The 18,094-nt window shown below is 69.4% G+C and carries 20 protein-coding genes; 9 read left to right on the forward strand and 11 right to left on the reverse strand.

Annotated features, from left to right (window positions below; genetic code table 11):
* Window positions 1-38 precede the first annotated feature (38 nt).
* Window positions 39-365 (reverse strand): hypothetical protein, encoded by a 327-nt coding sequence (locus ACFWN2_RS09760; protein ID WP_382426261.1) that lies wholly within the window; start codon window positions 363-365, stop codon window positions 39-41.
* Between the two features lie 61 nt (window positions 366-426).
* Here ACFWN2_RS09760 and ACFWN2_RS09765 point away from each other — a divergent pair, with 61 nt between their 5' ends.
* Complete coding sequence (locus ACFWN2_RS09765; RefSeq protein ID WP_382426262.1) at window positions 427-870, forward strand: DUF4396 domain-containing protein; 444 nt, start codon at window positions 427-429, stop codon at window positions 868-870.
* A gap of 4 nt (window positions 871-874) precedes the next feature.
* Here ACFWN2_RS09765 and ACFWN2_RS09770 read toward each other — a convergent pair whose 3' ends face one another.
* On the reverse strand, window positions 875-1,321 hold the full coding sequence (locus ACFWN2_RS09770) for a hypothetical protein (RefSeq protein ID WP_382426264.1): 447 nt from the start codon (window positions 1,319-1,321) through the stop codon (window positions 875-877).
* Window positions 1,322-1,491: 170 nt separating this feature from the next.
* On the opposite strand from ACFWN2_RS09770, the gene ACFWN2_RS09775 reads away from it, so the two are divergent.
* The 3 genes from ACFWN2_RS09775 to ACFWN2_RS09785 are packed head-to-tail and all read left to right on the forward strand — an operon-like array spanning window position 1,492 to window position 4,705.
* The gene (locus ACFWN2_RS09775; protein WP_382427426.1) at window positions 1,492-3,792 is read left to right on the forward strand and encodes a glycosyl hydrolase family 18 protein; all 2,301 of its coding nucleotides are present in this window, start codon (window positions 1,492-1,494) and stop codon (window positions 3,790-3,792) included.
* Window positions 3,793-3,837: 45 nt separating this feature from the next.
* Window positions 3,838-4,272 (forward strand): helix-turn-helix transcriptional regulator, encoded by a 435-nt coding sequence (locus ACFWN2_RS09780; protein WP_382426266.1) that lies wholly within the window; start codon window positions 3,838-3,840, stop codon window positions 4,270-4,272.
* Window positions 4,273-4,282: 10 nt separating this feature from the next.
* On the forward strand, window positions 4,283-4,705 hold the full coding sequence (locus tag ACFWN2_RS09785; RefSeq protein ID WP_382426267.1) for a VOC family protein: 423 nt from the start codon (window positions 4,283-4,285) through the stop codon (window positions 4,703-4,705).
* Here ACFWN2_RS09785 and ACFWN2_RS09790 read toward each other — a convergent pair.
* The gene (locus tag ACFWN2_RS09790; RefSeq protein ID WP_382426269.1) at window positions 4,692-5,444 is read right to left on the reverse strand and encodes an MBL fold metallo-hydrolase; all 753 of its coding nucleotides are present in this window, start codon (window positions 5,442-5,444) and stop codon (window positions 4,692-4,694) included. The two genes, ACFWN2_RS09785 and ACFWN2_RS09790, sit on opposite strands and share 14 nt — an antisense overlap.
* A 43-nt stretch (window positions 5,445-5,487) precedes the next feature.
* Between ACFWN2_RS09790 and ACFWN2_RS09795 the strand changes: the two genes are divergently transcribed.
* Together ACFWN2_RS09795 and ACFWN2_RS09800 are read left to right on the forward strand one after the other, a co-directional pair.
* Window positions 5,488-6,750, forward strand: coding sequence for a sensor histidine kinase (locus tag ACFWN2_RS09795; RefSeq protein ID WP_382426270.1), 1,263 nt, complete (start codon window positions 5,488-5,490; stop codon window positions 6,748-6,750).
* The gene (locus tag ACFWN2_RS09800; protein WP_382426271.1) at window positions 6,747-7,394 is read left to right on the forward strand and encodes a response regulator; all 648 of its coding nucleotides are present in this window, start codon (window positions 6,747-6,749) and stop codon (window positions 7,392-7,394) included. The genes ACFWN2_RS09795 and ACFWN2_RS09800 overlap by 4 nt, the downstream gene beginning before the upstream one ends.
* A 3-nt stretch (window positions 7,395-7,397) precedes the next feature.
* Here ACFWN2_RS09800 and ACFWN2_RS09805 read toward each other — a convergent pair whose 3' ends face one another.
* The gene (locus ACFWN2_RS09805; RefSeq protein WP_382426272.1) at window positions 7,398-11,369 is read right to left on the reverse strand and encodes a CHAT domain-containing protein; all 3,972 of its coding nucleotides are present in this window, start codon (window positions 11,367-11,369) and stop codon (window positions 7,398-7,400) included.
* Between the two features lie 50 nt (window positions 11,370-11,419).
* Window positions 11,420-11,569: a hypothetical protein gene (locus ACFWN2_RS09810; protein ID WP_382426273.1), complete on the reverse strand. Its 150-nt coding sequence runs from the start codon at window positions 11,567-11,569 to the stop codon at window positions 11,420-11,422.
* Between the two features lie 75 nt (window positions 11,570-11,644).
* On the opposite strand from ACFWN2_RS09810, the gene ACFWN2_RS09815 reads away from it, so the two are divergent.
* Complete coding sequence (locus tag ACFWN2_RS09815; protein WP_382426274.1) at window positions 11,645-12,331, forward strand: DUF6338 family protein; 687 nt, start codon at window positions 11,645-11,647, stop codon at window positions 12,329-12,331.
* Between the two features lie 70 nt (window positions 12,332-12,401).
* Complete coding sequence (locus ACFWN2_RS09820; protein WP_382426276.1) at window positions 12,402-12,953, forward strand: hypothetical protein; 552 nt, start codon at window positions 12,402-12,404, stop codon at window positions 12,951-12,953.
* On the opposite strand, the gene ACFWN2_RS09825 is transcribed toward ACFWN2_RS09820, so the two are convergent.
* Genes ACFWN2_RS09825 through ACFWN2_RS09850 form a run of 6 tightly spaced genes read right to left on the reverse strand, consistent with a single transcriptional unit; the run spans window position 12,897 to window position 17,267 of the window.
* Window positions 12,897-13,745 (reverse strand): alpha/beta fold hydrolase, encoded by an 849-nt coding sequence (locus tag ACFWN2_RS09825; RefSeq protein WP_382426278.1) that lies wholly within the window; start codon window positions 13,743-13,745, stop codon window positions 12,897-12,899. The genes ACFWN2_RS09820 and ACFWN2_RS09825 overlap by 57 nt on opposite strands.
* A complete protein-coding gene (locus ACFWN2_RS09830) occupies window positions 13,745-14,311 on the reverse strand; it encodes a GNAT family N-acetyltransferase (protein WP_382426279.1) in 567 nt (188 codons plus the stop codon). The genes ACFWN2_RS09825 and ACFWN2_RS09830 overlap by 1 nt, the downstream gene beginning before the upstream one ends.
* 10 nt (window positions 14,312-14,321) lie before the next feature.
* Window positions 14,322-14,675, reverse strand: a complete 354-nt coding sequence (locus ACFWN2_RS09835) for a VOC family protein (RefSeq protein WP_382426280.1) — start codon at window positions 14,673-14,675, stop codon at window positions 14,322-14,324.
* 15 nt (window positions 14,676-14,690) lie between these two features.
* Window positions 14,691-15,788, reverse strand: a complete 1,098-nt coding sequence (locus ACFWN2_RS09840) for an RNA polymerase subunit sigma-70 (RefSeq protein ID WP_382427427.1) — start codon at window positions 15,786-15,788, stop codon at window positions 14,691-14,693.
* The gene (locus ACFWN2_RS09845; protein WP_382426282.1) at window positions 15,682-16,452 is read right to left on the reverse strand and encodes an MBL fold metallo-hydrolase; all 771 of its coding nucleotides are present in this window, start codon (window positions 16,450-16,452) and stop codon (window positions 15,682-15,684) included. Before ACFWN2_RS09845 ends, ACFWN2_RS09840 begins: the two co-directional genes overlap by 107 nt.
* Window positions 16,453-16,463: 11 nt before the next feature.
* Entirely contained in the window at window positions 16,464-17,267 is an 804-nt protein-coding gene (locus ACFWN2_RS09850) for an alpha/beta fold hydrolase (RefSeq protein ID WP_382426284.1), read from the reverse strand.
* Window positions 17,268-17,434: 167 nt separating this feature from the next.
* On the opposite strand from ACFWN2_RS09850, the gene ACFWN2_RS09855 reads away from it, so the two are divergent.
* Window positions 17,435-18,070 carry a TetR/AcrR family transcriptional regulator gene (locus ACFWN2_RS09855; protein ID WP_382426286.1) on the forward strand — a complete coding sequence of 212 codons (636 nt, stop codon included), beginning with the start codon at window positions 17,435-17,437 and terminating at the stop codon, window positions 18,068-18,070.
* Window positions 18,071-18,094 lie beyond the last annotated feature (24 nt).

Below are 18,094 nucleotides of genomic sequence, written 5' to 3' on the forward strand. Positions count from 1 at the left end.
CTCTGCGGTTGTGGACAGTGCTGAGTGGACTGACGAACTCAGTTCCGCAGCACGCAGAGAGTCATGAGGAGCTGCCTTCCGCCCGGCGGCGGACGTTGAGGGGTGCTCAGCGGCGACTCGGTTCCCGTCGCCACGAGCCGGGGGAGTGCCGTCGGGACCAGGAACCAGCCGAGCAGCACGACGGCCGCGGCGACCAGGACCGCGAGGCACAGGTGCAACAGGTCGTGCTCGTGCGGCTGTTCCTGGTGGTGGGAGACCGTGTGCTCGGCGTGCGGAGTGTCCGCGGCTGCGACATGGTGCATTCCGACGACGGCGAAGACGAGCGCGCAGAGCAACACCCACTGGGTGAGCCGGCGCTTCGTCATGCGGAACACCCTACGACGATCCGGCTTGATACGGGTACCCCCTAGGGGTATGGTCTCGGGCATGGACCAGAGTCTGACCAGGCAGGCGATCTCCGCGACGCTGCACTGCCTCACCGGCTGCGCGATCGGCGAGGTGCTCGGCATGGTCATCGGCACGGCGCTGGGCTGGGGCAACCTCGCCACGATCGTGCTGGCCGTGGTGCTCGCGTTCGTGTTCGGCTACTCGCTGACCATCCGCCCGGTGCTGCGGTCGGGCCTCGCGTTCAAGGCCGCGCTCGGCGTGGCGCTGGCGGCCGACACCGTCTCGATCGCCGTGATGGAGGTCGTCGACAACGGTGTCATGCTGCTCGTGCCCGGCGCGATGGACGCGGGTCTGGGCAACTGGGTGTTCTGGGCGGCGCTGGCGTTCTCGCTCGCCGTCGCGTTCGTGGTGACGGTGCCGGTGAACCGCTGGATGATCTCGCGCGGCAAGGGGCACGCGGTCGTCCACCAGCACCACCACTGACGGCTCAGGCGCGGGTGAAGCGCATGACCCAGTTCGTCTCCCACGTCTCGCCGCCGTCGTAGGAGAACTGCTGCTGCCAGACCGGGTCGGCGCCCGCTGTCCAGTCGAACCGGAGCTTCACCTCGTGCCCGCCGACCACGTCGTCGCCGAAGAACACGCCGTGCTCGCCGTCGAACCTGCCCTCCAGCGGTGGGTCGAGCTCGCCGGGAGCGCGGGTGGAGGCCCACCAGATCCGCCAGACGTCGCCGGCCGGGTCGTACTGGCGCAGGGTCATGCCCTCCCAGTCGTCGGCGAAGATGCTGTCGATGATCGCCGCGCCGCCCAGCAGGGGTCTCGCTTCCGCGCGGGCCTCGAACTCGACCCACTCGGTGCCACGGCCGGGGATGTCGGCGATCTTGCGGTTGGCCACGCGCCACTGCCCGTGGAGGAAGTCGAAATCGTTTGCACTCATGGATCGGACGCTAAACCGATTCACTGACACCTTTCGTCAGTGATCGAGTATTGACGCAAAGGTCTGGACCATTTTACGGTTCCGGCAGTGGCCGCCGCCCTAGCCAGGAGGTCCTTCCCTTGCGACTGCTCGCCAGAGTGGTCCCGGTGCTAGCTCTGCTAGCCGGGACCGTGATAGCTGTGACCAACGCGCCGACCGCAGCCGCAGCCCACGAGGACTGCCGGCCGGACGGCCTCTACAAGACGCCGGGTGTCGAGGTGCCGTACTGCACCGTCTACGACACCGCCGGGCGCGAGACCATGGGGGACAAGTCCAGACGCGTCATCGGGTACTTCACCAGCTGGCGGACCGGCAAGAACGGTCAGCCCGGGTACCTCGCCAAGGACATCCCCTGGAACAAGGTCACCCACCTGAACTACGCGTTCGCGCACATCGACGGCCAGAACAAGATCTCGGTCGGTGACAACAACGCGAACAACTCGTCCATCGGCATGGAGTGGCCGGGGGTCGCCGGCTCCGAGATGGACCCGTCGCTGCCCTACAAGGGGCACTTCAACCAGCTCACGAAGTTCAAGAAGCAGAACCCGAACGTCAAGACGCTGATCTCGGTCGGCGGCTGGGCGGAGACCGGCGGCTTCTTCAACGCCGACGGCACGCGCAACGCGTCGGGCGGCTTCTACAAGCTCGGCCAGAACCAGGCGGCGATCGACACGTTCGCCGACAGCACCGTGGAGTTCCTGCGCAAGTATGGCTTCAACGGCGCCGACATCGACTACGAGTACGCGACGTCGAACAACCACGCCGGCAACCCGGACGACTTCTGGATCTCCAACGCCAACCGCGGCACGCTGTGGGCGGGCTACGAGAAGATCATGAAGACGCTGCGCGAGAAGCTCGACCGCGCCGGTGCCGCCGACGGCAAGCACTACATGCTGACCGCCGCCGTGCCCGCCTCGGGCTGGCTGCTGCGCGGCCAGGAGGCGTACCAGGTCACCAAGTACCTCGACTACCTCAACGTCATGAGCTACGACCTGCACGGCTCGTGGAACCAGTTCGTCGGCCCGAACGCCGCTCTCTACGACGACGGCAAGGACGGCGAGCTCGCGGCCGGTGGCGTGTACACGGCACCGCAGTACGAGGGCATGGGGTACCTGAACACCGACTGGTCGTACCACTACTACCGCGGCGCCATGCAGGCCGGACGCATCAACATCGGCGTGCCGTTCTACTCGCGCGGCTGGCAGGGTGTCACCGGTGGCACGAACGGCCTGTGGGGCAAGGCCCCGCTGCCGAACCAGTCGCAGTGCCCGCCGGGCACCGGTTCGTCGGTCGGCTCGACCACGCCGTGCGGCAACGGCGCGTCGGGCGTCGACAACCTCTGGCACGACGTCACCGCGGGTGGTGCCGAGGTCCCGTCCGGTGTGAACCCGTTGTGGCACACCAAGAACCTGGAAGCCAAGATCACCGGCTCCTACGGCTCGCAGTACGGCCTCGACCCGGTCAACGACCCGACCGACCGCATCACCGGCACCTACGCGCCGTACTACGACTCGACCCTGAAGTCGCCGTGGCTGTGGAACAACGACAAGAAGGTGTTCCTCTCCACCGAGACCGAGCAGTCGATCGCGGAGAAGGCCAAGTACGTCAAGGACAAGGGTCTCGGCGGCATCATGATCTGGGAGCTCGCCGGCGACTACAAGTTCGACTCCGCGAAGAACGAGTACTTCATGGGCGACACGCTGCTGTCGACCATCAACACCGGCCTGAACGGCGCGGCCCCGTACGGCGCGTTGAAGGCCACGTCGCAGCAGACCCAGTCGCTGGCCGTGGACGTCGACGTGTACGGCTTCGCGCTGGGCGACAACAACTACCCGATCACGCCGAAGATCAAGTTCACGAACCGCTCGAACGTCACCATCCCCGGTGGCACGAAGATCGCGTTCGACTACGGCACCAGCGCGCCCGGCAGCATGGGCGACCAGTCGGGCTTCGGGCTCCGCGTCGTGTCGAAGGGACACAGCGGGTCCAACGTGGGCGGCCTGCGCGGTGACTTCCAGAAGGCGGAGCTCACGCTCCCGTCGTGGCAGTCGCTCGCACCGGGCGCGTCGATCGACGTGACCGTCAGCTACCAGCTGCCTATCTCGACGCCGTCGAACTTCGTGTTCACGTTCGGTGGCCAGTCGTACGCGATCTCGGCGGACCACCCGCGCATCGGGGGCGGCAACCCGCCGACCTCGACCACGACGTCCACCACCACTTCGACCACTACGACGACGACCACCACGACCACGACGACGACCACGACTCCGCAGACCTGTTCGCTGCCCGCCTGGGACCGCGGCAAGGTCTACGTCGGCGGCAACGAGGTGTCGCACAAGGGCCGCAAGTGGCGGGCCCAGTGGTGGACGCAGGGCGAGGAGCCCGGCACCACCGGTGAGTGGGGCGTCTGGCGCGACCAGGGCGCCTGCTGATTTCAAGTCGGTGATCTGTCAGGCGCGGGCCTTAGGCTGTCTCTCGTGACCGCCCAAGACCCGCGCCTGCAGGAACTGGTCCTGCTCCGCAAGGTGCGCGACCGGATCGACCGCGAGTACCGGCAACCGCTGGACGTCGCGGCGCTGGCGCGCGGGGTGCACCTGTCCGCGGGCCACCTCTCACGCGCCTTCCGCGCCGCGTTCGGCGAGTCGCCGTACAGCTACCTCATGACCCGCCGCATCGAACGCGCCATGACCCTGCTGCGCCGCGGCGACATGTCCGTCACCGACGTCTGCTTCGAGGTCGGCTGCACCTCGCTCGGCACGTTCAGCACCCGCTTCTCCGAACTGGTCGGCATGTCCCCGAGCCAGTACAGGAAGGTCGCGGCCACCGACGGCCAGGGCATCCCGAACTGCCTGGCCAAGGCCGTGATGCGGCCGATCAGGAATCGAGAAGCGGCCACCGGCCGGTCCGATTAGGTTGACCGCCATGTCAGTCATCATCGCCGCGGCCTTCCTCCCCGCAGACGACCCCGAGAAGTCGCTGGGCTTCTTCCGCGACGCACTCGGCTTCGAGGTCCGCCAGGACGTGGGCCAGGGCACCATGCGCTGGATCACCGTGGGCCCGCCCGGCCAGCCGGACACGGGCATCGTCCTCCACCCGCCCGCCGCCGACCCCGGCGTGAGCGACGAGGAACGCCGCACCATCGCGGTGCTCATGGCCAAGGGCGTCTACACGGCGCTGTCGCTGGCCACCGAGGATCTGCAGGGCACCTTCGACCGCGCACGGGCGTGGGTCGAGTCGTCCGGGGCGGGCGAGGTGCTGCAGGAGCCCGAGGACCAGCCCTGGGGTGTGCGGGACTGCGCGTTCCGCGATCCGGCCGGGAACCTGGTGCGCGTCAACCAGCTGTGAGGGTGGTGCCCGGTGCCGCGTGGTCGACCCGGCCCGCGTACCGGGTGGAGGCACGCGAAGCCGCTTCCTGTGACGTCAGGAAGCGGCCCACGTGCGTGACGACCAACCGTCCCGCTCCCGCCGCGGCGGCCGTCTCGCCCGCGTCTTCGGGCGTGTGGTGGACCGCGTCCGGTACCTGGGCCGTGCTCTCGGCCTCGCACAGCAGCATGTCGGTGCCGCGGGCCAGTGCCGTGAGACTCGCGCACGGTGCCGTGTCGCCCGAGTAGGTCAACGACGTCCCGCCCGCCTCGACCCGCACCCCGAACGCCGGGACGCCGTGCTCGACCGCCGCGGTCGTCAGCAACATCGAGCCGACCCGGGCCTGGTGGCCGTCGTGCAGCTCGGTGATCGCGAACGCGTCCTCGACCGGGCTGCGCACCGGCCCGTTGGTGAGGAATCCCGCGAGGCGTGCCGCGATGCCGGGCGGTCCGAACAGCGGTACCGGCGGGCGCGAGACGTCGGCGAACAGCAGCGCGTAGTACGTCGTGAGCAGGTCGGCGCTGTGGTCGGCGTGCAGGTGTGAGATCCAGATCGCGTCCAGGTGCTCCAGCCTCGTGTGGCGTTGGAGCGGGCCGAGCGTGCCGGTGCCCGCGTCCATCCACACGCGAGTGTCGTCGTGCGTCACCAGGTAACCCGAGCAGGGGTTGTCCGCGGTCGGGTAGGGGGTCGCGCATCCGAGCACGGTCAGGGCGAGGTCCATCGAACCACCGTAGGTCAGCCGTGCCGCCAGGTATTTTGACCGCGTGGAAGAGCCCGTGTGGAACGAGTGGCGGCGGCCCGGCCCGACGCCCGCCCAGCGGCGGCGCGACATCGGCATCGCCGTGCTCGTGCTCCTGTGCGCGGTCGAGGTCACCGCGCTGGTCAACAGCATGGGCGCCTACGTGTTCCGGGATCCGCCGGGGCTGCTCGCGCAGCTCGCGTGGGTGGTCGCCCTGTCGGCGCCGCTGGTCGTGCGTCGCCGGTACCCGCTCGCCGTGATGCTGGTGGTGTCCGCGCTGTTCATCGCCGCGCAGGTGAACCGGTCGGGTGACACGCTCGTGCCGTCCGCGATCCTCTTCCTCGCGATCTACACCGTCGGTGCGTGGGAGCGGAATCGCCGCCATGCGCGGTGGTCCCGCATCGCCGTGATCGTGTCGATGTTCCTGTGGCTCGGGTTCAGCCTGGTGCGGGCCCTGCTCGGGCCGAAGGGGGAGTTCAAGGACGCCGCCGGACCCATCGACCCCGTGCTCGCCTCTGTCCTCTACGGACTGGAGTTCAACATCTTCTTCTTCCTCCTCGCCTACGTGGTGGGGGAGATGGCGTGGTCGGGGGCACGGCGGCGGGCGCAGCTCGAGTTCCAGGCCGACGAGCTCAAGCGGTCGCAGGAGCAGAACACGCGCGGTGCGATCGCGGCCGAGCGCATGCGGATCGCGCGTGATCTGCACGACGTGGTGGCGCACCACGTGTCGGTCATGGGGATTCAAGCCGGTGCGGCGCGGCGGGTTCTCGACTCCGACCCTCCGATGGCCCGTGACGCCCTGCAGACCGTCGAGCAGACCGCGCGCACCGCGATCAACGAGCTGCGCGGGCTGCTCGGCGTGTTGCGCGCGGACGCGGACACCGACCTCAAGGCCGCGCCGGGGCTGGACGACCTGCCGGAGTTGCTGGAGAACGCACGCGCTGCCGGTCTTGAGGTGTCGCACGGCGTGTACGGGGACGTGCGCGAGGTGCCGTCCGGTGTGGCGTTGTCGGCTTATCGGGTCGTGCAGGAGGCACTCACGAACGTGGTGAAGCACGCCGATGCGCACCATGTCGACGTGCGGATGCGTTATCTCGACAGCGCGCTGGAACTGGAGATCGCCGACGACGGGCGTGGACGGGCGGTGTCCACGAACGCTGGTTTCGGCCTGGTCGGGATGCGGGAGAGGTTGGCCGTGCACGGCGGTTCGCTGGAGGTGGGCCCACGGCGCAACGCGGGCTATCTGGTCCGTGCGTCGCTGCCGACCGCGACGGAGGAGAAGGCGTGAGCTTGCGAGTGGTGCTGGCCGACGACCAGGACCTGGTCCGCGCCGGCTTCCGGGTCATCCTCGGCACCGAGCCCGGCATCGAGGTGGTCGGGGAGGCGGGCGACGGCGCCCAGGCCGTGGAACTCGTCGACGCACTGCGGCCCGACGTCGTGCTGATGGACGTGCAGATGCCGCGCATGGACGGCCTCGAAGCCACCCGGCACATCCTTTCCGCAGGTCACGGCACCCGTGTGGTCATACTGACGACGTTCGACCGCGAGGACTACCTGTTCGAGGCGCTGCAGGCGGGCGCGAGCGGGTTCCTGCTCAAGAACGCCTCGCCGGAGGACCTCGTGGAGTCCGTGCGGGTCGTCGCGCGCGGGGACGCGTTGCTCTCGCCCGAGGTGACGCGACGGGTGATCGCGCGCTTCAGCACGGCGGCCAGGGAACGCACGAGGCCGCCGGAGCTCACCGACCGCGAGTTCGAGGTGCTGGTCGAGCTCGCCAAGGGCGCGTCGAACGCGGAGATCGCGGCGACGCTGTTCCTGGGGGAGACGACCGTGAAGACGCACGTCTCGCGGGTGCTCACGAAGCTCGGTCTGCGGGATCGCACGCATGCCGTGGTGTTTGCCTACGAGAGAGGGATCGTCACACCGGGCGGCTGAGATCTACGTTCCTATGTGGACGTAACCAGCCCACAGCAACGGTTCTGCCTTGCGTTGCGCCCGGACGAGAAGAGCGACCTCACCGATGGCCGTCGCTGCGGCGTCCGTCCCCGATGCGGCCACCTTGCGGTAGAACGCCTCCGCGACCTTGGCCGCGAGTTGGTCGCCCACGGCCCACAGCGTGCCGACGACCTGGCGGAACCCGGCGAGGAACAACGCGGCACCGAGGTGGATCGACTCGTCGGACAGCTCTGGCGCGCCCATGGCCGTCCTGCACGCCGACAGGTACGCGAACTGGGCGTCGTCGGTGCGCACCTCCGCGATGTCGAGGACGCTCAGCACCCCGTCGGACAGCACGATGCCACTGGCCGAAGGGGAGCTCGGGTCATGGGCTCCGTGACAGGAAACGTGGACGAACCGGTGCCGTGCGAGCTCCTCGGCCGCGGCTCCGCGGGTGGCCTGCAGGTTCAGCAACGCCTTGTGCCGCGCACCCGGAAGCAGCCGTTCGACGGTCGCGACCTCGGCCTTGACGTGGACGAGAGCGAGCTTCTCGTCGGGGTGGTCGTCGACCGCGATGGTGAGGAACTCCTCGACCTCCCGCCCACCGCCGCGACGGGCGAGCGCGGCTGCGAGAGAGCCCATGGTCGGCACGTACGACGACACCGCCAGGTCGAGGCAGGAACGCCCGGTCACGGCGTCGGTCGCGGCGTGCAGCGGCAGCATCGCCAGCCGTCCGGTCGGACACCAGAACAGCCGCCTCCGGCCCTTGGCCTCGGGAAGAGCCCCGAGCACCGGATCAACGACCGAGTGCCACAACCCGTCGAGAACTGCGGCCGCCGCCTGCTGGGCCTGCTGGTAGATCTCCTGGTCGCCCACGCCGAGCGCGTTGGTCGCGGTCTCCATGGCATCGCACCACTGATCCACCTCGGACGTCACCAGGCCCGGGAGCTCGACCGCCCGCACGCCATCGGGTCCGACGAGGAGCGCGTGGCCGCGTTCGTCGTCCGCGACGAGCACCACCGCAGACTCGCCGGCACCCAGCTCCAGCGGGGCTCGTGGCTCCTCGTCCCGTTGCCACAGGATCGACCGGCCGTGTTCGAGGAAGTCCAGCGCACGCCCCAGATCACCCGTGCCGATCGCGAACGTGGCGGCCTGGGCGGCGTGGTGCTGGTACCTGGCCAGGAACTGCTCCTGGTCGCTGCGCGGCAACCCCTGCCAGGCGACGACGCCCAGCAACCGGATGACGTCCTCCCAGGCGTCGAGCGCGTCCGCAGCGGAGCCGCCGCTCTCCGCGATCCTCGCCCAGGCCACGCCGGCGCGGAGCCTGGTCTGCGCCGCCGCCAGGGGCGCGCGCACGACGTACTGGTAGAGCTCCACCGCTTCGGTCGCTGACCCTCCGTACAGGCTCAGCGCGGACGCGAGGAGGTAGGCCGTCTCGAACCGCCTCGGTTCGTCCGGTCCGTACTCCGTCAGCTGGTCCCGCATGATCCGCAGCCCGTCGGCCAGGTCGTCCGGACGCGCGGCCTGAGTCTCCGAACGGTGCAACAGGGCCTGCGCGAGCGACACCTTCCGCCCGTGCGACGCCGGGTGCCCGGCGGGCGTGGCTTCGAGGGCGGCGCTCACCAGCTCCACGATCTCCTCCGGATCAGCGCTCAGCCCCTGAGCGGCCCGGTAGAGCAGCGACCCGGACAGGTTGTGCTGCGCCATGGCCCGGTCCGGGTGGTCGTCGGGCAGGGCGGCGAGCGCGGCACGCATCGCGGTGAGCGCGCGGTCCAGGTCCGCCGGATCGGCGGTGAACTCGAACCGCTTCCGGCAGGTTCCGGCCAGTCCGTTGTGGACGCTGAACCTCATCCAGGCGGCGGTGCGGTCGTCGACGAGCGTCTCGGCGTGTTCGTACAACGCCATCGACTCGTCGAGATCGGCCCTGCCGCCCATGACGTCGAACCGCTCCGAGAGCTTGTGCGCCAGGTTCGTCAGCATCAACGGTGCGTCCGGCCGAAGCCGCGCCGCCTCGCGCATCGCCGTGATCGAACGGTCGAGATCGTCGCGGTCGCCCGTTTTCGCGAACCGCGAGATGTGCGCACCGGAGAGAGTGGAGAGAACAGCGGCGCGGAACTGAGTCCCCGATTTCTCCGACAGCAGTTCGCCCAGCAGGCGAATCGCGTGATCGAGGTCGTCCACGGGGACGCTGACCGCGTGCGAGCCGATCAGGGAGGCGGCGAACGTCCACTTCGCGTGCTCGGCACCCTCCGCGATCCCCTGCCGGAGTTCGGGCCGTTCCGCGTGCATCACGTCGATCCGGTGGCGGAGCTCGTCGAACATCCGCGCGTCCTCGACCATCACGATCGCTCGCGTGAGCAGTGCGCACAGCGGTTGCCCGATCTCGGCGGGCAGCGGCGAGGAGTCCGCGTGCGCGATCTCGTGGAGGCGCAGGACGAGTTCGGCGGAACCCGCGCGAACCCTGCGGTTGTCGGGAAGGTCCTCGCCCGGCCGGTCCAGCAACCTGAGCGCGGTGAGCCAGTCCTCGCGGTCCTGGCCGCGGTCGAACCGCGACACAAGTGCGTTCGCGTGCACCAAAACGATCGTGTAGTCCTGGCCGCCGAGCTCCTGGAAGATGCCGAGAGCCTCGTCCAGGTCGGAGTCGGCTCCGGTCCGCTGATAACTCGTGACCAGCGCGTTCGCGAGCCCGGTGAGTCCATTCGGGTGGCCCTCGGCGACGAGGCGGCGGTTCACCTCGACGAACGCCTTGGGGTCGCCGGGCTGCGCCACGCGGTTCAGATGTTTCAGGTGCAGCATCGACAGCGTCGACAGCAGTGGCGGGCGGCCGGCCGCGGGGAGGACGTCGACCACCGGCTCGATGATGGTGATGGCGCTTTCCAGCGCGTCGGCGGACAGGTCGGCCGCCGAGCTGCTCCACACGTTGGCGATCAGCATGAGCTGCACGTTCAGGAAGTTGACGAGATCATCGAAGGCGACGTGCGTTCTGATCGCGTGCGCGCACAGCCCGAGCAGAACGATGATCTCGTGGTGGCCGAGTTCGATCGGGGCGTACCGGTCCTGCCGGTGCGAAGCCCACGCGAGCACGGTCTCCCTCGCGAAGAGCCCGTTCGCGTCGTCGAATCCCGCCTCGGTGCAGAGCCCGAGCAGCACTTTCAGGAGACCTGGCTCGCCGCTCGCCTTGTACCGGTTCGTCACCAGCACGGCGACGAGTTCCTGGTGGAACCGCTGATCGCCTTGCTCGTGCAGCGCGTCGCCCAGCACGCTCACGGTGGCCGCGACCGCACCGGGCGTGCCGGGCAGGTCCGACAACCCGTCCGCGAACACCCTGCCCGCTTCCAGCCGCCGCTCCTCGTCGTTCTGCTCGTGGGCGGCCAGCATCGACCTCACGGACAGGCTGATCGCGCGGACGACGTCGTCCTCGGAACGAAACGAGTCGAACCTGGTGCGCAGCAGGGTGGCCAGCAGCAACCGGGTCCGCTGGTCCTCGGAACGCCGCGACCGCGCGTCCAGCTTGGTGATCGCCTCGTTGAGGTCGGAAGGGCTGTACGCGATGGTGTAGCGCTGGACGAGCAGGTCGGCTTCCTGGTCCGCGGCCTCGGGGAACTCGCCGGCGTACGCGCTCACCTCGGCGAGAGCGGCGTCCAGAGTGGCTCGCGACGGATCCCGTTCCGCGCGCATGCCCCACGCGAGAACCATGGCCTTCACCGCGCTTTCGCGTGATGAGGGGAGGTCCGCCGCGACGCGGTAGATCCTGATGGCCTCGTCGAAGAGACCGGGCGTGCCGTCGACGTCCCACCACTTGACGAGTGCCCAGCCGAGCCACCAGATGTCCTGTGCGCGCAGATCGTCCGGTGGACTGTTCAGCACCACCGCGCGCGATGCCTCGGCGGCGGCTCGTGCGGCTTCAGGGGTGGGCCTCTCCCGCACCTCCGCGAGCAGTTCCGCCGCGTGTGCCCGAAGAACATCGATGTCCACCGAACGACCGTAGCGCGACCCGTCCGCCCTTTGGGCGTGAACGACTCCGGTCAGTGCTTCGCGGGTGGGGGTGGGGGAGGAGGCTCGTCCGCCGTCGGAGGCAGCTGCGCGTGCCCCGCCACGGCCTGTCCCCGGAAGTCCGTCGGACCGTCGTCGGAGAAGTCGATGTCGGAGAGGTCCGCTTCCGGCTGCTGCGACACGGTCTGCTCCATCCGGCTGGCGAAAAGATCTTCGTGACACAATCATAGATCGCGGAGCCCCACTGGGAGGGTGGCATGGTCCCCACGACGCTGCTCGGGCTTGTCCTGTTCGTCGCACTGCTGACCCCGGGTTTCGCGTACAGCGCGCGGCGTGAGCGCTCAGGGCCGGAGCGGCAGTTCTCCGCACTGCGGGAAACCGTGGCGATGGTGGCGGTCAGCGTGGTGTGCGACCTGGTCGTGCTGTCCCTCGCGCTGGCGGTGTGGACGATCTCGCCCCGGCGGACGGTCGACCTCACCGCGTTGCTGGGCAAACCCGGTGACTACGCGGTGAAGCACCACGTGGCGCTCTGGATCTGGAGTGTAGGACTGGTCGCCGCCGCGACCCTGCTGGCGGTCCTGGTCGCGGGGCCGGCGTTCGACCGGCTGAGCAGGAGGAACGAGGCCCCGTTCCTGTCGGCGTGGGGGCGGCTGTTCACGGCTCACCCCGACTGCCGGGTGCACGTCGGCTGCCACCTGTCGGACGGCACCTACGTCGCCGGGTGGCTGCTGACCTACAGCCGGGCGGCGGCGGACGTGGCGGACCGCGAGCTCACGATCAGCGGCCCCGTGCAGTACCGGGCCGCCGGCCAGGAGACGACGACGGAGCTGCCGAACGTCGGCGCCATGGCGGTGAGCGCTCGGCAGCTGACACTGCTGCAGGTCAGCTACGTCCGGACCGCGCAGCCGAGTACGCAATCTGACGTACGCGAAATCAGAACGTGAGCGGATGATGCCGCCCCTCGTGGTGACGAGAGTAGGACTCGACACCACGAGAGAAGGAGAGTGCATCGCGATGGCCACCACCCGCAAGCTGAGCGGCCGCGCCCGGAAAGCCGTGCTGCTCGTGCACGTCCTGTCCGCGGCGGCGTGGCTCGGCATCGACCTCGCGCTGGGGATCCTCGTCGTGGTCGCACTGTCCACAAGCGACTCGGGCACCGCGGGCGTCGCGATCCAGGCCGTCGACCTCTTCGCGATCTGGCCGATGTTCGGCGCCAGCGTCGTCTGCATGATCTCCGGCGTCGTGCTGGGCCTGGGCAGCAAGTACGGCCTCGTCCGGTACTGGTGGGTCGCGATCAAGCTCGTGCTGAACGCCGGCATGTCGCTGCTCATCGCGTTCGCGCTCCGGCCGGGGGTGCGGGAGGCCGCCGAGATCGGCAAGCGGATGCTCGCGGGCGACCCTGCCGCCGTGATCCCGTCCGGCATCCTGCACCCGGTCGTGGTGGCGCCGACGCTGCTGCTGTTCGCCTACTTCCTGTCCGTGTTCAAGCCGTGGGGCCGGATCCGCAGGTCAGCGGAACCAGTCCAGCGCCAGCGCCGCGACCTGGTCGGGGCTGTCCAGCTGTAGGAAGTGCCCGCCGCCCGCCACGACCTCGACCCGTGAACCGGGAGCGAGGCCCGTGGCGGCGCCGGCGTAGTTGTCGGGCGTGATGCACCCGTCGTCCGCCCCGGCGAGCACCAGCATCGGGATCTCCGCCGCCTTCTCCGCGAGCGGTGCCAGATCGGCCAGCGCGGGGTCGTGCAGCGACCGGTCGAAGTTCGCCCGGTACAGCTTCAGGGCGTTGGCCCTGATCGCCGGGTCCGCGTACATCTCCGTGACGTAGTCCGGCACCTCCAGCCCCGGTGACCACGTGCGCCACAGGTGGTCGAGCAGCTTGTCGTTCAGCAGCGTCTCGGCCACACCGTGCACCTGGAACATGAAGAGGTAGAAGAAGCGTTGCTGCTGCGCGGGTTCGTCGAAGATCCGGCGCAACGTCGCGGGCGGCGGCACCGACATCGTGACCACCCGCCGGACGAGCTCCGGCCGGGTCGCCGCGAGCCGTCCTGCCACTCCGGCCCCGATGTCGTGCCCGATCACGTCGAGCGGCTCGGAGGACAGCGCGGCGTTCACGGCGGCGGCGTCCGCGGCGAGCGTCAGCCCGTCACCGAACGGCATCTGGTCCACAGTGGATGGATGGTGTCCGCGCAGGAAGGGCGCGACGACCCGCCTGCCGGCCGCGACCAGCCGTTCGGCCACCGGCCCGAACGACACCGGGTGGTCGGGAAAACCGTGCCAGCACACGACGATCGGCCCGTCGCCCGCGGCCAGTGCCGGAACGTCGAGCCGTTCGGTCCGGATGACGATCTCGTCGAACCGCATCAGAAGTCCACCCTCATCACGAAACGCCGCTTCGTCGGGTGCGTCACCTGCACGAACCCGGCCTCCTCGAACACCTGCCGCGCGCCCACGTGCATCTCGCCCCACGTCACGTTCTGCCCCGCCGCGGCGAACATCGGATACGCCTCGACGGCGCGGGCCCCGTGCGACCGCGCGTGCTCCACGGTCGCCGCCGCCAGCTCGTACGTGAGTCCCTGCCGGCGAAACCCCTTGCGCACCACGAAACACGTCACGGCCCACACGCCGTCGTCGTCCTTGTCCTCGGAACGACCCTTCCACGGAATGGGCATGCCGAGCAGCTTCGCGTAGTCGGGGCGAGGCTCGACCGCCACCCAGCCGGCGGGCTGGTCGTCCACGTAGGCCACCAGCCCGCTGCCGCGCGCCGACTGCTCCTCGTGGGCGGCGACGCGCTCGTCGAGCGTCGAGTCGCGCCAGATCCAGCCCTTCACCTTGTAGCGCTGGCAGTGGCACTTGCTCGGCTCGGAACTGTCGAAGATCGCTTCGACGTCCTCCCACGGCACCTCGTCCGACGGCACGATTCGGATCATGCAGGCCAGACTAGAGCTGTTGGGTGAGGTTGACCGCGTTTCCGTCCGGATCGAACACGTGCGCGACGCGCTGCCCCCAAGGCATGTCGTTCGCGGGTCCCTTCACCCGGCCACCGGCCGCCTCGACCAGCGGCAACAGTGCGTCGACGTCCTCCACGTCGACGCTCAACAGGATGCGCGACCGCACCGTCACGTCGACCTCCTCGGTCACGAGCCCCAGTTCGGCGTCACCGATCCGCAACGTCTTGTAGAAGACCGGACCTTCCTCCGGCTGCCGGAACACCTCGACGGCACCGAGCACCTGCGCGTAGAACGCCTGCAGGCGGTCGAGGCCGGGCGTCACGATGATGGGCTGGATCGCCATGGACTTCCTCCAGAACTAGTCGTCAGAGGAGATACGGAGCGGCCGTCCGGAACTCATCGGTGAGCCGAAGAGCGGGAGCAACTCCTCGACGTTGAGGTAGGTCGTGGTGCCCGTGACCAGCCCGCCCCGCACGTCGAGGAAGACCAGCCCGAACGGCCGGTCCAGGCCAGGTCGCATCTGCCAGAACGCCGGCGACGCGTTGGCGCTCACGGGCACCAGCCACGCACCGGCACACGCCGCGTTGGGATCGCTCAACGCCAAGGAGATCGGCCCGCGCCCGCGCAGCCACCAGCTGAACGGCGGCATCGACATCGTCGCGTCCTCGTGCAGCAACGCCACCAGCGTCCGCACGTCGTGCCGTTCGAACGCCTCGCAGTAGCGCCGCAGCAGCGACTTCTGCACCGGATCGGACACGTCCAGCGGCGTGCCGGCGTCCACGACCCGCAGCGTCGCCCGCGCCCGTTGCAACGCGCTGTTCGCCGACGCGACCGACACCGACAGCAGCGCGGCGACCTCGGAGGCCTGCCACGCGAGCACGTCGCGCAGGATCAGCACGGCACGCTGACGCGCAGGCAGGTGCTGCAGAGCGGCCACGAACGCCAGCCGCACGGTCTCCCGCCGGATCGCCTGGTCCTCCGGCAGCACCACCGAGTCCGGCACCGGCTGCACGAACGCGTTCTCCAGCAGGGGAGCGCCCAACTGACCGCCGGCCGGCCCCAGGTCCACCGCCAGCGCACGCCGTTGAGCGCTGCGCCGCATGTCGATGCAGATGTTCGTGGCGATCCGGTAGAGCCACGTCCGCAGCGACGCGCGCGCGGAGTCGTAGCTGTCGAACGCCTTCCATGCGCGCACGAGTGTTTCCTGCACGGCGTCCTCGGCCTCGAAGCCGGAGCCGAGCATGCGGTAGCAGTAGCCGGTCAGCTCGACCCGGAACGGCTCCAGCGCCTCGATCACATCCGCGACCCTACGCGGACGGGGCGGCGAGCGCTCCTTCGCAACGGCACGGTCAGGACCTGTCGTCGAGCGGGACCACGATCCGCGTCCCCGGCATCGCGATCTGCACGTTGACCGACGGAGCGAGTCGTGCGACGGCGTCGGCGTAGTGGCGAGGATCGCGGTCGCCGCGGGTGACGATCCGGTCGCCGAGCTGTCCACTGTGGAACGCGTAGTGCTGCGGCACGGCCACGGTCGGGGCGAGCACGGCGGTCAGCGCGGCGGCGTCCTCCGCGTCCATGACGGCCTGCGCCAGGTTCAGCGGCCGGATGCACAGGCCGTTCGTGGGGAGGAGGGTGAGGTCGAACTTCCCGAACCGTCCTGGGATCTCGTCCAGTTCGGGGACGCGCAGCGAGTCGCCGCCGAAGAACACCGATCGTCCGCCCGCCTGCAGCACGAAGGTGACCTCGTGCACGCCGTGCTTGCCGGGGGTCGCGGTCACGGTGAGGTCGCCGACCGAGGCGGACTCCCACGCCTCGACGACGCGGATGTCGCTGAAACCCTTGGTGCGCGCGATGTCCGCGACGGTGCCCGGCCCGATCAGCGGGGTGGACAGGTCGAACCCGCCCGCGACGAGTGCGTCGAGGTCGCAGTGGTCGTAGTGCTCGTGGCTGATGACCAGGGCGTCGATGCGGCCCAGCGTCTCGACAGTGGCGGCTAGCGGCTCGCCTGGGTAGTAGAACGCGCTCTGGGTGAACCAGGGGTCGGTGAGGACGCGGATGTCGCCGAACTCGATCAGCTGGCAGGCGTGCCCGATCCGCGTCACGCTCAGGGTGGTGGTCATGGCCGTCTCCTTCAGAGTCGCTTGCCGAGGTCGAGCAGAGCGCCGAGCAGTTCCTCCGGCGTTTCGAGCTGGGGCAGGTGCCCGCTGCGGGGCAGGGTGGTGAAGGTCGACAGCTCGATCGCGTCGGCGAACGCCCGGCCGTACTCCAGGTCGACGATGCCGTCGCTCTCTCCCCACACCACGTGCACGGGCAGGTGGAGCTCGCCGAGCCTCTTGACCAGGGTGGGATCGGACATGGCGGGGCCGGTGTAGCCGAGCAGCGCCTGCAGGTCGGGGCTCGGGCCGGGGGCGCCGGCGGCCGGGCGTGGTGCCTTGCCCGGGTCGTGCCACGAGAGCTTCTGGATCTCGGGCAGGGACAGGCCCCTGAGGTCGGTCGGGGGGTGGCCGTCGACGGTGATGCCGATCCCGTTGACGATCACCACGCCGCTGACGCGCGGGCTGTCGAGCAGGGCGATCTCGGCGGCCAGCCAGCCGCCGAAGGAGTTCCCGATCACGGTCACGTCGCTGAGTTCCAGCCGGTCGAGCAGGGCGACGTAGGTCCGGGCCAGGCCGATGACGGTGTCCAGCTCCGCCGGTTTCGGTGTGCCGCCGAAGCCGGGATGGGTCGGCAGCAGCACTCGTGCGTGGGTGCGTTCGGCGAGCAGATCGGCGAGACCGGCCATCGTCGCCACGCCGCCTCCGCCGTGCAGCAGCAGGTACGGGCGGGTGCGGTCGCGGTCCTGCACGGTCAGTTCGACCGTTCCGGCTTCGGTCTCGATCGCGTGCGACTCGGTGCGGACGGGCCGGAGGCTTCCGGCGGGGACGGTGGTCGACATGGTCGCTCCAGGGGTTGCTGACTCGTACCTAAGGAACCTTATATCAGGATACTTAGGCAAGCAACCTGATATAAGGGTGCCGGTCGAGTTACGGGAGTGAAGGCCATCCGAGCTGGGATGATCACGTGCGAGGCGGGCGTGAGTCGCTCGGCCCTATCATGACGCGCATGGTGAGGGAATCCGGCTCCGCGCGAACTGCTACGAACCTGAGCAGTCGTGACGTCATCTTGAACGCGGCGCACGCTCTCATCGCCGACAAGGGTTATGACGGCATGTCCGTTTCGGACCTGTGCGCGCGCTCGGGGTTGCCGGCGAGCTCGATCTACTACCACTTCGGGAACAAGCTGGGCGTGCTCGCCTCCTTGCTGGAGCGCACGTCCGAGGAGCTGCACGCCCTGTTCCCCGGACCGTCGGCGTTCGACCACCTGGCTCCGCTGAAGCGCTTCGAGGCGTGGTTCACCGCTGCCTGCCGCACCCTGGACAAGCGCCCCGACTACCTGAGGCTCCTGGTCGTCGTCGCCGTCGGGCCGCAGAAGGACGACGAGGCGATCCGGGTCACCGTCCAGCGCATCCGGGACAACGCCCACGCGTCGTGGGTGAGCGCGCTGACTCCGATCTTCGCGCCGAAGGGTCGCAAGGCGGACAAGGCGTTGGTGCAGAAGCTGGCGATCCTCGGGCGAGCGGTGGTGGACGGCCTCGCCGTGGCGAACAGCTTCGACGAGATCTCGTACAGCTCGGAGGTCGCCTCGTACCTCCAGCTGGTCAGCAGCCTGGCCGAGCTCCGGGGTGACGCCGAGAAGTAGCGGGCCCGGCGATCGAATCCTTTG

Origin of the sequence: Lentzea sp. NPDC058436, from assembly GCF_042721515.1 — a bacterium.
Classification (GTDB): domain Bacteria; phylum Actinomycetota; class Actinomycetes; order Mycobacteriales; family Pseudonocardiaceae; genus Lentzea.

Coding starts and splice junctions, on each gene's coding strand:
- ACFWN2_RS09760 (WP_382426261.1), bottom strand. CDS start 365: ATGACGAAGCGCCGGCTCACCCAGTGGGTGTTGCTCTGCGCGCTCGTC.
- ACFWN2_RS09765 (WP_382426262.1), top strand. CDS start 427: ATGGACCAGAGTCTGACCAGGCAGGCGATCTCCGCGACGCTGCACTGC.
- ACFWN2_RS09770 (WP_382426264.1), bottom strand. CDS start 1,321: ATGAGTGCAAACGATTTCGACTTCCTCCACGGGCAGTGGCGCGTGGCC.
- ACFWN2_RS09785 (WP_382426267.1), top strand. CDS start 4,283: ATGTCAGTCATCATCGCCGCGGCCTTCCTCCCCGCAGACGACCCCGAG.
- ACFWN2_RS09790 (WP_382426269.1), bottom strand. CDS start 5,444: ATGGACCTCGCCCTGACCGTGCTCGGATGCGCGACCCCCTACCCGACC.
- ACFWN2_RS09815 (WP_382426274.1), top strand. CDS start 11,645: ATGGTCCCCACGACGCTGCTCGGGCTTGTCCTGTTCGTCGCACTGCTG.
- ACFWN2_RS09820 (WP_382426276.1), top strand. CDS start 12,402: ATGGCCACCACCCGCAAGCTGAGCGGCCGCGCCCGGAAAGCCGTGCTG.
- ACFWN2_RS09825 (WP_382426278.1), bottom strand. CDS start 13,745: ATGCGGTTCGACGAGATCGTCATCCGGACCGAACGGCTCGACGTTCCG.
- ACFWN2_RS09830 (WP_382426279.1), bottom strand. CDS start 14,311: ATGATCCGAATCGTGCCGTCGGACGAGGTGCCGTGGGAGGACGTCGAA.
- ACFWN2_RS09835 (WP_382426280.1), bottom strand. CDS start 14,675: ATGGCGATCCAGCCCATCATCGTGACGCCCGGCCTCGACCGCCTGCAG.
- ACFWN2_RS09845 (WP_382426282.1), bottom strand. CDS start 16,452: ATGACCACCACCCTGAGCGTGACGCGGATCGGGCACGCCTGCCAGCTG.
- ACFWN2_RS09850 (WP_382426284.1), bottom strand. CDS start 17,267: ATGTCGACCACCGTCCCCGCCGGAAGCCTCCGGCCCGTCCGCACCGAG.
- ACFWN2_RS09855 (WP_382426286.1), top strand. CDS start 17,435: ATGGTGAGGGAATCCGGCTCCGCGCGAACTGCTACGAACCTGAGCAGT.